Origin of the sequence: uncultured Parabacteroides sp. (genome assembly GCF_902493135.1) — a bacterium.
Taxonomy (GTDB): domain Bacteria; phylum Bacteroidota; class Bacteroidia; order Bacteroidales; family Tannerellaceae; genus Parabacteroides.
In genome coordinates, this window is sequence record NZ_CABUOD010000021.1 from 1 (window position 1) to 14,664 (window position 14,664).

Sequence of the window (14,664 nt, forward strand, 5' to 3'; positions counted from 1 at the left end):
CGTGCCTAAATTATGTCTATTGTAAGCAGGATTTTCTTTTGACACACCTTCTTTTCTTTATAAATGCCTACCCATCAATTATAACCCGGATTTTGTGTCAACGCACCACCGGTAGCGTCTATTTCCGTCTGAGGGATCGGCCACAAAATGTTATAGTCTCTTACATTCATAGCCGGAGCCTGTGGGTTATCGTTGTACTTCCGCAGATATTCAAGGAACTTGCCTGTACGACGCAAAACCACATCGCGGATTTCTTCCGTATATAATTCACGGACCCGCTCGTCCAACAGATAATCGATCGAGACATCACTTGCGGTGATCGGCTTAGCGTTCGCACGTGAACGGACCACATTGATGTCATCCGCCGCTTTTTGCATTTCACCCAACTGGATATATGCTTCAGCACGGTTCAAATAAGTTTCCGCCAATCGCATAAAATAACAATCTTTCCACGTATATCCGGCACCACTGCGAAGAGGTTCGGCCTGAATATGACAAGGATCACCGACCTTTCCGATCCAATAAGGATAAATATAGTTACATGTATCCTTCATCTGGTTACGGCCATTCGTTTCATAACTGCCCCACAAACTGAAATCGATCGCTTGTCCGTTATAAGGGGATTCCGGATTTTGGAAATAGAAAGTTCGTTTGATATTATGAGGAGCATTCCGCATATCATTATCCCAATCCGATTCCCAAACTTTATGTGTTACATAGTAAGTCGGACGCGACCAGGAAACCGGACGGCTCAACGTATCTGTATATCCCGTATATTTGCCATCGATCAATTCACCCAAGATGCAAGTATATCCGGCAGGATCATTTCCCAAAGAATAATAACGGGGACCATGACGGCGAGGACCGTTATTTTTGCCCCCTCCATCCGACAGGTTAGCAGCAAACTGAGCGACCCAGATAGCCTCTTTGTTTTCATTCAAATTCTGATTCCCATAAGCAAACAGATCCAAGAAGACATCTCCCGTACCAAACACATCGTTTGTCGAACCGAAACGTTCGGTCATCAACCGATAACCAAAATCCTCAATCACATGCGTAGAAGCATCGACCGCTTTCTGATACTCACCTGCTTGCAAATAGACCTCAGACAATAACTGAAAAGCAGCGCCTTTCGTGATACGCCCCTTTTCATCTTCTTTACCGGGATCAGGAAGATGCTGGGTCGCAAAAAGCAAATCGTTTTCCACCTGGGCATACACCTCTTTCAAAGGGGTACGGACAAAATCAGTCTTAGGCGTACTCACCGCCTCTGTCACCAAAGGAATATCTCCATAAAATGAAGCGAGCAAACGATAAGCGTATGCACGGAAAAAAAGCACTTCTCCTTTGTACATTGCCTGCTGTTCAGCACTTTCCCAGCCAGTCGTAGCTTCATCATCGATATAAAGCAACAATTCATTGGAACGGCTGATCAGCATATACATATTGTTCCACAATTTATAAAACAAGCTATTAGTCGGGGTCAGCACTTCATATGTCACACCTCCCGGATTCTCCCCGTTATAGCTGACATCAGCCATCGAACTGTAAAAATAGACAATGGCATCCCCCCCATAGTATAACGCATCACGCAGATAGTTGTGAAGTCCGTTTATTCCTAATTTAATACCCGATGCCTCGGTATATGTATTCTCCGGTGACAGAAAATCCAACGGTTTCTCTTCCAAGAAATCGTCATTACATCCAAACAGTCCACCCAAAAGGAGTGTCACGGCCACCAATTTAGAAAAGATCGTATTTGATATAAAATTGTATTTCATGATTCTATATAATTAAAGTGATAACTTGATTCCAAATTGCAAACTACGGGTCAACGGGAATGTCGTATATTCAGGGTCCCATCCTTCCCAACCGGTAAATGTATAGAGATTTTTTCCTGTCAGGAACAGTTGCAACTGGCCGATAACCCCAGTCTTTTGCAATAACTTCTTATCAAACGTGTACATCAAGGATACATCCTGAAGGCGAACAAAACTCCGGCTTTGATTGATGTTGGTAGCGATCTGCTGGTTTCTAAACAAAGCCACACTTTCGTTCGAACGGTTTTCCGGAGTCCAATACTCTCTCGTAGAAGGCTGGTTCAAACGAATGACATAATCGGAACTATTGTCAGGAGACAAAAGCCTATTGCCTGCAAGGTAATAGCCACCTCCGCCCAACATCGAGTTCAACATGAAATACAAAGACCAGTTTTTCCATGTCAACGTATTGTTAAAGCTGAAGCGGCAACTCGGATTCTTGTTACCGATAATCTTACGGTCATTTTCCGCATCGATCTTTCCATCTCCATTCAGATCGGCAAACTTCTGCTGCCCCGGATACCAACCGTCATAAATTTCACCGGAATACAAATCCTCCTCTTGCCAAACACCGGTCATCTCATACGAATAAATAGCGCTGATCGATTCGCCGACAAACCAACCATTCGTCAAATCCTGTGTAGCCCCATCCCCATAAAGTTCAGTAATCTTATCCCGGTTCAACGAGAAAGTAAAGCCCGATGTCCAAGAGAAATGGCTATTCTGGATGTTCACGGAATTAAGTTCGACTTCCAGACCTTTATTCTCCACACCCCCTAAGTTGGCCCAAACCCAACTGTATCCGGTGACATTCGGCAACGTACGCTTAACCAACACATCCGACGTCTTTGATTTATACACTTCAAACGAACCGTTCAGACGCTGGTTAAAAAGACCGAAATCGATACCGAAGTTCCAAGAAGAGGTACGTTCCCATTTCAAGTCCTTATTTGCCATCGCAGAAGGATATAAAGAGATCACTTTGTCGTCATTATAGTTATAGGCGCCTAATCCTAACTTGGCAAGTGAAGCATAACGGCCGATTCCCTGGTTTCCGTTCTGTCCATAAGAAAGACGCAACTTCAAATAAGTATCTTCAAACGGATTAAAATCTTCTTCCGAAATCACCCAACCGATAGATGCGGAAGGAAGTGTCACATATTTATTATTACTTCCGAAACCGGAGTAACCATCCCGACGAACCGTACCCGTCAATAAATAACGATTCTTGTAACTGTAATTGATACGTCCCATCAGACCGACATTAGATTCCTGCCAGGCCGTGCTTGCTTCGGTAAACAAGGTTCCTATACCCAAATTGTTATATCCCAAATTGTCTGTATCAAACGATTCGGCAGTGGCAGTAGTCTTATCTCCCCATCTTTTTTCCGTCGTATAAACAAATGTAGCATTCAACGAATGATCACCGAACTCTCTTTGGTAAGCGAAAATATGGTTGAACAAATAGGCATTTTCATTTTCCGGTTCTTTCACTGCCTTTCCGTTATTGACAAAACCACCATCCACATCTGCCGGATAGAACGTATTATTATCCCGATGATAGCGAGTCGTAGAATAGTTGAAATCATAAGACAAACCTTTGATAAAAGGAACATCCACACGCCCGGTCAACGTTAGGAAAAGCGTATTCCGTAAATCCGAATTGTCGATTGCCAGATATTGCAACGGGTCTTTCATGGCCGATTCATTGGCAAACTCCATCCGATAATATCCCGGCGTATCGAAATCATAGGTAGCCATAGGAGTCGCTTTTGTCGCATAATCAAAGTTTGCCGGAATGCCCGAATAATCACGGTGCGAAAAATTGACATTTGCACCGATTTTCAACCAATCCGTCACTTTCGTATCCACTTTCGCATTGAATGTATAACGCTTGAATTGATCGTTCAGCAACAAACCTTCTTCATCATGGTAAGCACCCGACAAATAATAATTGACATAATCGGAACTTCCTCCGACACCCAAATTATAATCCTGTGTCAAACCGGTCTGCATCACTTTATCAACCCAATCTATATCCGTACCTAACATATAGTTATCTTTTTCTTCTTGCGATCTCAGGTAATAAGCTCTCGCCTCTCTTGTCGAAACATCCGGATAGACCGGACGGCCTGCTTCGCTCGTCGGCTTCGTTTGATACCATTTGTGCAGATCCTGCTGATAAGCATAGTCGGCCAAACGCATGGTGTATTCTTCCGCATTCATATACTTTGCTTTGTGGTTAGAAGCGGATTGTGTCCCTATCGACATATTGAACGAAACAGTCGGTTTCTCTGTTTTTCCCTTTTTGGTCGTTACAAGAATGACACCATTGGCCGAACGAGCGCCATAGACAGCCGCCGCACTTGCGTCTTTCAAGATATCGATGCTGCTGATGTCGTTTACATTGATATCAGACATTGATCCATTATAAATAATACCGTCCAGAACGATCAGAGGATTTTGAGAGGCAGAAAACGAATTTGTCCCGCGAATACTCAAACTTACATCCTCTCCGGCATATCCGCTCTGAGCAGTATTGACACCGGCGGTAGATCCGACAAGAGCTTGAGATAAGTTGGTATTAGCGACAGCCGGCGAATTTTCCAAGTTAACCCTTTTCACCGCCCCCGTCAAATCCTTCTTTTTCATAGTTCCATAACCGACAACCACTACCTCTTCCAATGTTTCCGTATCTTCATGAAGAGTAACCGTATAGGAGGTTTGATCCGTAATTTTTATTTCTTGAGAAATATATCCGATATAAGAAACTATTAACGTTGCACCAGGTGCAACGTTAAGGACGAAGCGTCCTTCCGAATCGGAAATAACGCCGTTCATGGTTCCTTTTTCCACAATATTGGCACCTATCACCGGTCCGAACGTATCCATCACAACACCTGTGACCTGTTTTCCCTGCTGAACCACCTCTTCAGAGCCTGTTTCGTTATTTTTCCGATAAAGCAATATATACTTATTGTCTATCTCATACACAATATCGGTGTTTTCAAAAGCTTCATTCAAATAAGAACCTATTTTACCAGATTTTTTATGCAAAGCGACCATTCGGTCAGTGTTTACTTCCTGATTACGAAAAACAACCAAATAATCCGTCTGCTTTTCAATTTGATTGATCAACTGGCCGACAGACAGTACATCCGTTTCCAAAGTAATAACAACATTCTGCGCCTCCGTATTGACAGCAAACATTTGAGCCAGACAAACGAAAAGCAAAAAGAGTGAGATTCTCATGATTCTAAAAAAATCTTTAATACATTGATTTTGTACAATAAAGAGCCGTAACAAAGTTTTTAAATTCATACCTTTGCTTAAAATTAAGTGAATACTAAAATTGATACTAGTGTTTTCTTGATGTCTAACGGCAGGTGCTGGAATCATCTGCCGTTATCTTGTCGGATTGTTTTTTCTATATCATAGGCATTATGATTTAAACGGTTTACATTTTACTTAATATGATCGTATTATTTTCTTCGTCTTTCTCAATTTTGAATCTATGAATCCGTTGGATCATCCGTAGGATTTCATCAATGCCATCACGCTGACGGAACTTTCCCCGATATTTCCAGTTGGAAATAGACAGATCCTTTACCACTATCCTAACATCGTAATAAAGTTCCATTCTTTTCAAGATATTACCCAATGGTTCGTTATCAAAACTATAAATTCCATCCGTCCATAAAAAATAATCGTTATAGGGTATCTTATCAACTTTCATGGTGTTTCCATTGATTGTTACCTGTTCGTCCGGTTTAAGAACAACTCCATTTTCATCAATATCCGGCAAATAAACTTGCAAGGAGCCTTCCAGCAAACTGGTTTGCAATTCCTCTCCGGCATATCCATGCACGTTAAACTTCGTACCCAACACTCTCATTGCCACTCCTCCGGAACAAACGATAAACGGTTTTCCCTGATCCTTTTTCACATTAAAAAAGGCTTCTCCTTCAATCGACACCCGTCTCTCTTTCCCTGAAAAAGCCGCAGGATAAGTAAAAGTCGTCCTGGCATTCAGCCAAACATCAGTACTGTCAGACAAGGTTATTTTGATTCGTTGTCCAGCCGGTACATATAAAGTATTGTTAACTTCGGTCAAAACATTATCTGCCCGGTAGTGATTGGCTATTATCCAATAGGTGGCGATTACAAACAATAAGGCAATTGCCGCATACCTCGACATATGTAATAAGAACCTTCGGATCTTATTACTTTTAATCATTTGATTAAATCGCTGTAGCCCTTGTCGGTTTGCCTCCATACGATCCGTCTGATCGGACAAGGCTAACAAGGCATTCATATTTTTATATTCGATGAATTGCCTCATCAACTCTCCATCAGCTTCAATCTGCCGTAACAGTTCAAGCCTTTCACCCACGCTCAGTTCTGTCTGGAAATATTTTTGTATTCGTTCGTCCATATTATCCGTTTGTATAGAGTAAACACTTCAGTCCAGAAAATCCGCCAAAGAAAAAAAATATTTTTCTCTACCTTTTTCAAAGAGAAAATAGAAACAGAAACAAAGTCATATAATCTTTCAGTTCCACACGCAGTTTTTTATAGGCAATTCCCATCTGTGTCTCAATCGTATTAATAGAGATATTCAATTCTTCGGCGATCTGCTTTTGTTTTTTCCCCTCTAATTTACTCATAATAAAAATCTCACGACATTTATCAGAAAGGGAATCAAGGGCACGGGAGATTATCTTCTCTACATCTTCTTCCGAGAAAAGATCTTCATCGAATACTTCCAAAGAATTCAAATTCATTTGGAGTGTAAGGGCATACTCTTCTTGTATAAGGCTAACTGTTTCCTGGACAACGATTTTATGACGAAGGTGATTCAAACACTTGTTCTTAGCGGTAGTAAACAGATAGGCAACCAGATTGACAGGCATCGTCAGTAGCTCCTTCTTTTCCCATAATTCGGTAAAAACATCCTGCACAATGTTTTCAGCGTCCGCTTCCGAGACCACATACTCCTTGGCAAAATATTTCATCTTGGAGAAATAGGCAAGATAAACCTCTTCGAATTTACTATTTATACTTGAATCATCCAAAATCACCTATCATGGTTAATATTCTATTTTCTGCAAATATAATTTATTTTCATCAAAAACGACCAAAATCGAATACAGCGTCTCATCTCAAAATACGTAACCCTATGCTTTACGATGACTAACCCTATGCTATAGCCATCGTAACCCATAGGGTTAGCACTTGTAAAGCGATACCTTTTTTTCTACTTCTTATTTGCCGGCAGCCTGTCCACAACCATCGGGCGGACAATGTTTCCTCCTAACGAAACAACGCTATCCTTGACAGACATATCAACGACAAACGAATTGCGGGGATGTATCTCCGTCTCGCTCTTGTGCGCATGGAAAACATAGCGCATCTTACCTTCCATATCAACAAAAGGAGCACCGTGGCCGACACCGACCAGCCCGTCGCACTTATGCAACACCGGATTGCCTTCATACTTTTTCCACGGGCCGAAAGGAGAATCGGATGTGGCAAAACCCACCGCATAGTCCTGGCTCGTATAGCCGTTTGCCGAATAAACCAGATAATAGACGCCATCCTGTTTAAAGACGGAAGGGCCTTCCACGACTTTGGGAAGAACCAGTTCCCACGGTTCCTCAGCCTTGAAACATTGCGTCAACGTTTCTTCCTTGATCTCTTTCAGGTTCTCTTTCAGCTCCGCGCACCAGATGACATTGCCGTCGTTGAAACGGACGAAATAGAGATAGGCTTTCCCGTCTTCGTCAAAAAAAACGGAAGTATCGATGCTCTTCTCTTCGCGGATCGGCTTATGCTCGTCCTGTTTGAACGGACCCAAAGGAGAATCTGCCGTAGCGACACAAATATGCTCTTCTGTCGAATAGAACATGTAGAACTTCTTATCTTTTTCAACATAATAGACTTCCGGCGCCCAGAACATCGATTCACCGTAGGAGTTCGTGTGGCTAAGCGACAAAGCCGAGGCACGTTCCCAGTATTCGAGGTCCTTGGAGTAATAGACGTCAAAACCGGTTCCGACATTCGTCCCGTAGATATAGTACAGGCTGTCATGTACCAAGATATAAGGATCAGCCAGAGGGACCGTCTTGGACAAGACGGTTACCGGTTTTTCTTCTTCTACTTTCCCTTCTTCCTTTTTACCGGATTCGGAATCCGAACAACTCATGCAAAAACAAAGGGAGAACGAGAACAATAAAGCAATCCATTTCTTATTCATAAAATCATCAGTTTAATTATTTAATGACAGGACGAAACGCACCGTAAGAAGGCTCCAGCTTATCCACGTAGGGCCAGCCTTCTTCATCCCACAAAATGCGGTCCAACAAGACTTGCCGTTGCGCGTCCAAACGTTCCAGTTCAAAAGCATGGTAAAGCATCCACGTGTTCTTTTCGTCATCTTCGAGAAGGGTGGAATTGTGGCCGGTCCCGACAAAACGGTCATTCTTATGCAGGATTACTTCATGCTTGTTATCCAACATTTGTCCTCCCTGCTTATCGACATACGGGCCGAAAAGGTCTTTCGAACGGGCCACGACTGTGGTGTAAGTACTTTTCTGCCCTTCGCAACAAGAGCCGATGGAGCCGATAAGGTAGTAGTACCCGTCGCGTTTCCACAGGTTGATCCCTTCGTAAGCGTTGCCGGCGATCTGGCGCTTGGTGTCGAGTTTCGGCGTGATCGTCACATCATCCGTCACGTCCAATTCCATGATGTAAATTCCGAAAAAGCTGCCCCAAAGCATATAATACTTGCCGCCTTCCTCGTAGAAATACTGGTCGATGGAGTTCTCCACGTTCACTTCACGGCTATCGAACACTTTACCTTTCGGCGTGAACGGTCCTTCGGGAGAATCGGATACGGCATACCCGATGGTGCTGACCCAATGGTTGCCCCATTGCGCCAAGGAATAAAAGAGCACGTATTTGCCTTTCACATAACGGATCTCCGGTGCCCAAAGATGGGCATGTTCCTTGACATCCTTGTTACCGGGCAAGAAGTCCGGACGAGTCTCATCGGTGAAGGCAGTCCCGATCTCCTCCCATTCCACCATGTCTTTCGACCGGAAGATCGGCAGGTTGCGGATATCTTCGGTCGCATACAAATAATAATACCCGTCATTGGCACGCATAGCGGTCGGGTCCGGTGCGGCCACCCGTATCACAGGATTGTGATAGGCAAGTTGCGAATCATTGACTTCCGGGATCTCCTGTTTACCCGAATCTCCGGAATTGTTGTTTCCGCCGCAAGCCGTGCAGCAGAGAGCACACGACAACAAGAAAAAATTTTTTACATTCATCATTCCTATCTGTTTTATTTACAAAAAAAGCTGTTACAAAAGTACGAATCAAAAACCTAAACTTTTGTAACAGCTTCTTCTTTTCAGTGATTAATTACTTCCACCCCGTATTCTGGACCATATTCGGGTTCATCTGCGTCTCGTTATACGGAATCGGGTACAACCAATAGTGGTCTCCACCCCAGGCATAATGATAAGTGGCCTGTCCCCAAACCTGGCGCAGACCGTTCACCACCTGCTTACCGTTGTCATCGTATGTAGAGAACTTCTTTTCCTTCCAAGTCTTCCAACGAAGTTCGTCGAAGTAGATCAGGTCTTCACCAAGCAATTCCCAATAGCGCTCATTCCGGATGCGTTCACGCATATCGGCCTGACCTTTCACGGTCGTCGGTCCGTTGGAGTTGAGCAACTGAGCACCGGCACGGGCGCGTACCTGGTTGACGACCGCGATCGCTTCGTCTGTCTTGCCTTGTTCGTTCAACGCCTCGGCAAGGTTCAACAGGACATCGGCATACCGGATTTTCGGCATGTCGATTCCGGTTCCTTTCTGGTTGCCTTCGCCGACACCTTCGGTCACGAACTTGCGGTTCAGGTAATAGAACATTGCCTGCGTATCGGTACGCAAGTCACTCGGCTCGCGCGTAACCGTACCATCCGCATTTTGTATTTCTATCCACTGGCTACGGAACGGATAACGGCTTGTAAAGTAGTTATCAGCACCTCCATCACCGCCCAAATAGGTCGCATACGGCGTTATGACACTCATCTCCAAACGCGGGTCACGCTGGTCGTAAGCCTTGCGGATACGGGCTTCATTGCCGTTCGGCAGGTAATAATCCATATTGGCGCCCTGCTCTTTCGCGTTGGCGATTTCAGATTCCGTCAGGTTATCGCGCAGGAAGAAGACGCGACGTTCGTTGACCGTCAGCTTATAATACTCCGGAATGACTTTCGACCAGTCGAACTTGCTTCCGTCTGCACACTCGTAGGTATCGACGAAATCCGGATTAACCAAATAGTTATTCCACATCGAACCATAGGTACAGCGGTTACCGAATCCACGGTTCTTGGAGTTCCAATAACCGTCCTCTTCGATACACTGGACGGAGAAGATCATCTCGTCGCACTGTTCGTTGGCTTCTTTGAACAACATCTTATAGGCATCCGCACCGGAAGTAAACAGGCGGTAACCACAATCACCGACCTTTTTGAAGTCGGCTTCGGCAGAGGCCCAGTTTTCCTGCCACAAGTAGATCTTGCCTCTGAGCGCGTATGCAGCTCCTTTCGTGATGTGGCCATAATCATTATCGCCGCTGTTATACTTATCCGGCAAGTTAGGCTCGTTGATACAATCGGTCAAATCTTTGACCAGCTCATTCCAGAGATCCGCCATGGAGAGACGGCTGCCTTTGGCTTCATCGATATTCTTGATCGGGTCCGTATAGTAAGGCACACCGCCGAACAGCAAGTTCAGTTCATAATACCAATAGCTCCGAAGGAATTTGGCTTCGGCGATCAGACGCGCTTTCTTCGCTTCCGAAAGCCCTGCCACGTCCGGCATATTGGCAATCACGTCATTGCAACGGATGATAAACTTATAGTTGTCATGCCAAATCCAGCTCGGCCCGTCTCCGGATGTTGTCTGGTTGCCGAACAGCATACCGAAGTTACGCCAGTTCGCATCGCGGTCCATCGTTGCCGAGAAGCAGTCGAACCACATATTATAATTATCGTTATACAAATGGTTCAGTCCATTGTAAAGGCCGGTCACGGTCTGTTCAGCCATCGTAGCATCCGCCCAAACCTCTCCTTCGCTCGGCTGGTTCTTCGGAGTCAGATCCATGTCCACGCAACCGGCAAGGAACAAACCGGACAAAACTGTTGCTGAGAAAAGTTTTGCCGTTCCTTTCATAATTCCAAAATTATTCTTGTTCATACTTTTTTCACAATTTAATTAGAATGTCACATTAACACCGACCGTATACTGGCGGATCGGCAGATAACCGTCACCTGCCATACGTTCAGGATCGCTGCCCTCGAATTTCGTGATCGTCAGCAAGTTTTCGCCAGACAGATAGACACGTGCGTTCTGGATGAAGGCAACTTTCATCCACTCTTTCGGGAAGGTGTAACCGATCGTCAGGTTTTTCAGCTTCATGTAGTTACCATTTTTCAGATGCCAAGAGCTGGTAGCACTTGCCTGGCCGCTGTTTGCATAGCCGACGAGACGCGGTGTTTCGGAATAAATGTTTGTTCGCGGATCATTCGGATTTTCAGGATCGAAGAAATAGTGGTCGTAAGCGATATCATAGCCGAGACCGTATCCGTGCGTGACACTGACGCTGTTTTGTGTCTGCTTGTAATAATCGATCTTGAATCCGGCAGCCCCCGCCCAGTTCATCGACAGGTCGAAACCTTTCCACGTCATGCTTGCCTGCAAGCCGAAGTAGTATTTCGGTCTCCAGGAAACACCCTGGAAATCACGGTCGTCGTCGTTACCGTAGATGCCGTCTCCGTTATAGTCGGCATAGATCATATCGCCATACCAGATCTTGTCCTTGCCGATTCCTTGGTTGGGATAGAACTTGTAACCGGCGTCGAACATCGCTTGCAACCATTTCATATCAGCCTCGGTACGGATCATTCCATCTTTCGGTCCACCATTGATATTCACAGACCCGTCAGCATTGAAGTAAGAACCGTTACCTTTGTACGGGTTCATCATGAAGTATTCGTTCATCTCATGGCCTTCCACGATCAGGTTGGACGAACCGTTGGCCACTGTTCCGACATTCTGATACCAGACCTTGTTGCCGTTGGCATCCGTACGCCATTCACGTACCAACTCGCCCTTGTATTTCGTCACTTCATTTTTGTTATAAGTGAAGTTTCCGGAAACCGAGTAAGAGACGTCTCCGACACGGTCATTCCAGCCCAAGGTAAGTTCAAGACCCTTGTTGTTGACACCTGCCAGATTCTGAAGCGGAGAAGTAAACTGGTTCAGAGATTCCGGGAGCGTCGGGCGATACAAGATACCATCCGTCTTCTTGTCATATACTTCGATCGTTCCGTTCAAACGGTTGTCCAAGACACCGAAATCCAAACCGATGTTGGTGATAGCCGTTTCTTCCCATTCCAAAGCATAGTTGGAGAAAGTCGTCATGGCCAGACCGTTGGATTTGTTACCGTTGAACGCATAGTTGTAGCCGGAACCGTAAAGCGCCTGCCACTCGTAGTTGCCGATGGAGTTATTTCCCAACTTACCCCAAGATGCACGCAACTTCAAATTGCTCAGCCAATCCACATCTTTCATGAATCCTTCTTCGGAAATACGCCAACCGGCAGAGAAAGAGGGGAACAACCCCCAACGGGAATCGGGAGAGAAACGGGAAGAGCCGTCATAACGCATGTTCATTTCGAACAGGTAACGATTGTCAAACGCATAATTGATACGGCCGAACCAGGAACGGGAAGAATATTCGTATGAAGAGCCCTTGATATAATAAGGATCGGTCATGGCATTGAAGTCCGTCAAATTGACACTTGACATCCCTTCCTTGCAGATATCCACTTCGTCGCCCCAGTTACGCGATTCTTCGTAACCGACCAGTGCACCCACATCGTGTTTTCCGTATGTATGCGCCCAGCTTACCAGCATATTGGTCTTCCAGTATTTTTCACGTCTTTGCCAGTCATACACTTTATAAGTCGACATATCCGTAGAGGTCGGAGGCGTGCTCAAGGTCATCGTGCGGTTGAAACTGTACTGTTCCTTATAGTCGGACGGTTGCCATCTGTGATGGTTCGTGAACTGATCGTAATAGAAATTGGCCGTAAACTTGAAGTCTTTCAAGAATTTCGCTTCCAGATAAGGATTCACGAAATACTTGTTTTGCTTGTAATAACCATACGAGTTACTCATGTTCAGCAACGGGTTGCCGGCCTGCCCGTCTTCCTCGTTGGTTTCGATTCCGCCATATTTGCCGTCATAATAAGGATAAACGCCGGGAGTCACCTTCTGCATGTTCAGTCCCCACATATCACCCAAGTTATTGCGATCCTGATCGGCGTTATATCCCCAGGCACGCATTCCGACAGTCAGGAAATCGGTCACTCTCGACTCGATGTCACTACGCAGGTAATATTTCTTTACTCCCGACTCGATGACCAACCCCGGATTGTTCAGGTAAGTACCCGAAATCGCATAGTTAGTACGTTTTTCCGCACCGGTCAGGCTGATGGTATGTTCCTGCATCCATTTCGGATCATAAACGACATCATACCAGTCCGTATTCGGATGCGTCACATAATTCGGTATGCCGGCAGCATTCGTCGCGTTCGGGTTCTTGCCAGCTTCACGCCATTCGTTGATTGTCGACTGGGAGAACTTGGCGGCTTGATTCGTGTTGAGGTATCCTTCGTTGACAAACTCCATATAATCTGCATAATCCGTCACCTGGCGGATCAGCTTGGCCGGAGTCTGGTAAGAGAACTTGCCCGAATAAGTCACGTTGATCTTCCCGTCCGAACCACGTTTTGTCGTAACCAAGATTACCCCGTTGGCACCCCTGTTACCGTAGATGGCACAAGAGGCGGCATCTTTCAAGATGGAGATCGAAGCCACGTCGTTCGGGTTCACTTCATTGAGGCTCATCTCCATTCCGTCCACGAGGATCAGCGGACCGGCATCATTCATCGTGCCCACGCCACGGATCAGGATGGAAGAACCTTCGGCATTCGGCTGGTTACTGGTATTCATCACATTGACACCGGCCGCCATACCGGACAACGATGCGGCGATCGTGGTAACCGGACGGTTCAACTTCTCGTCCGTAAAATTGAGGCTGGCTACAGATCCGGTCAGATTCACCTTCTTCTGGGCTGCATAACCGACAACGACAATCTCTTCGAGAGCCTGCGTGTCATCTTTCAATACAATTTCGAAGGCGCCTTTATTTCCCACTGCGATTTCTTGGGCCATGTAGCCGATATAGGAGATCGAAAGTTTAGAATTGGCGGCAACGCCTTCCAGCGTAAATTTCCCGTCCATATCGGTTATTGTCCCGTTAGTAGTACCCTTTACCGAGACATTCGCACCGATAACCGGTTCACCATTCACATCGCGGACAACTCCGGTGATAATCTTTCCCTGTTGGTGAACGCCGGCTTCCTTGACGGTTATGATAATATTCTTATTCGATATCTTATAACTACAATTCGGGAGAATTGTAGTCAGTATATCTGATATACTGAGATCCTCAGCATTCAAAGTGACACGTTTGTCCACGTCTATTATTTCATCATTATAAAAGAACGTAAACTCACTGCAATTTTCAATTTTCTTTAAAACTTCCTTGACTGTTGAGTTTTTCATATTGAGGCTAATCCGGACAGTCTGAGAATAAGACTCGGTAGCGGAGAGCCCGCTTAACATGACAGTTAACATAAACAGGGTTAATCTCATCACCCTGGCTTCTTTTTGAATAAAAGAATACAAAAGACCCTTTCGG

The 14,664-nt window shown here is 45.2% G+C and carries 8 protein-coding genes; all 8 read right to left on the reverse strand.

The annotated features are described in order from the left end of the window. Window positions 1-74: 74 nt before the first annotated feature. The 8 genes from RDN79_RS10890 to RDN79_RS10925 all read right to left on the reverse strand — a co-directional run bounded on the left by RDN79_RS10890 (window position 75) and on the right by RDN79_RS10925 (window position 14,618). Window positions 75-1,781, reverse strand: coding sequence for a RagB/SusD family nutrient uptake outer membrane protein (locus RDN79_RS10890; RefSeq protein WP_298551613.1), 1,707 nt, complete (start codon window positions 1,779-1,781; stop codon window positions 75-77). 12 nt (window positions 1,782-1,793) lie between these two features. After that, window positions 1,794-5,072 (reverse strand): TonB-dependent receptor, encoded by a 3,279-nt coding sequence (locus tag RDN79_RS10895; RefSeq protein WP_298551614.1) that lies wholly within the window; start codon window positions 5,070-5,072, stop codon window positions 1,794-1,796. 205 nt (window positions 5,073-5,277) lie between these two features. Beyond that, on the reverse strand, window positions 5,278-6,255 hold the full coding sequence (locus RDN79_RS10900) for a FecR family protein (protein ID WP_298551615.1): 978 nt from the start codon (window positions 6,253-6,255) through the stop codon (window positions 5,278-5,280). Window positions 6,256-6,331: 76 nt separating this feature from the next. Beyond that, a complete protein-coding gene (locus RDN79_RS10905) occupies window positions 6,332-6,901 on the reverse strand; it encodes an RNA polymerase sigma-70 factor (RefSeq protein ID WP_298551616.1) in 570 nt (189 codons plus the stop codon). Window positions 6,902-7,077: 176 nt separating this feature from the next. Continuing rightward, window positions 7,078-8,076, reverse strand: coding sequence for a glycoside hydrolase family 43 protein (locus tag RDN79_RS10910; protein ID WP_298551617.1), 999 nt, complete (start codon window positions 8,074-8,076; stop codon window positions 7,078-7,080). 16 nt (window positions 8,077-8,092) lie between these two features. Next, on the reverse strand, window positions 8,093-9,157 hold the full coding sequence (locus tag RDN79_RS10915) for a family 43 glycosylhydrolase (RefSeq protein WP_298551618.1): 1,065 nt from the start codon (window positions 9,155-9,157) through the stop codon (window positions 8,093-8,095). A gap of 91 nt (window positions 9,158-9,248) precedes the next feature. Next, a complete protein-coding gene (locus tag RDN79_RS10920) occupies window positions 9,249-11,090 on the reverse strand; it encodes a RagB/SusD family nutrient uptake outer membrane protein (protein WP_298551619.1) in 1,842 nt (613 codons plus the stop codon). Between the two features lie 18 nt (window positions 11,091-11,108). Further along, entirely contained in the window at window positions 11,109-14,618 is a 3,510-nt protein-coding gene (locus RDN79_RS10925) for a TonB-dependent receptor (RefSeq protein WP_298551620.1), read from the reverse strand. Window positions 14,619-14,664 lie beyond the last annotated feature (46 nt).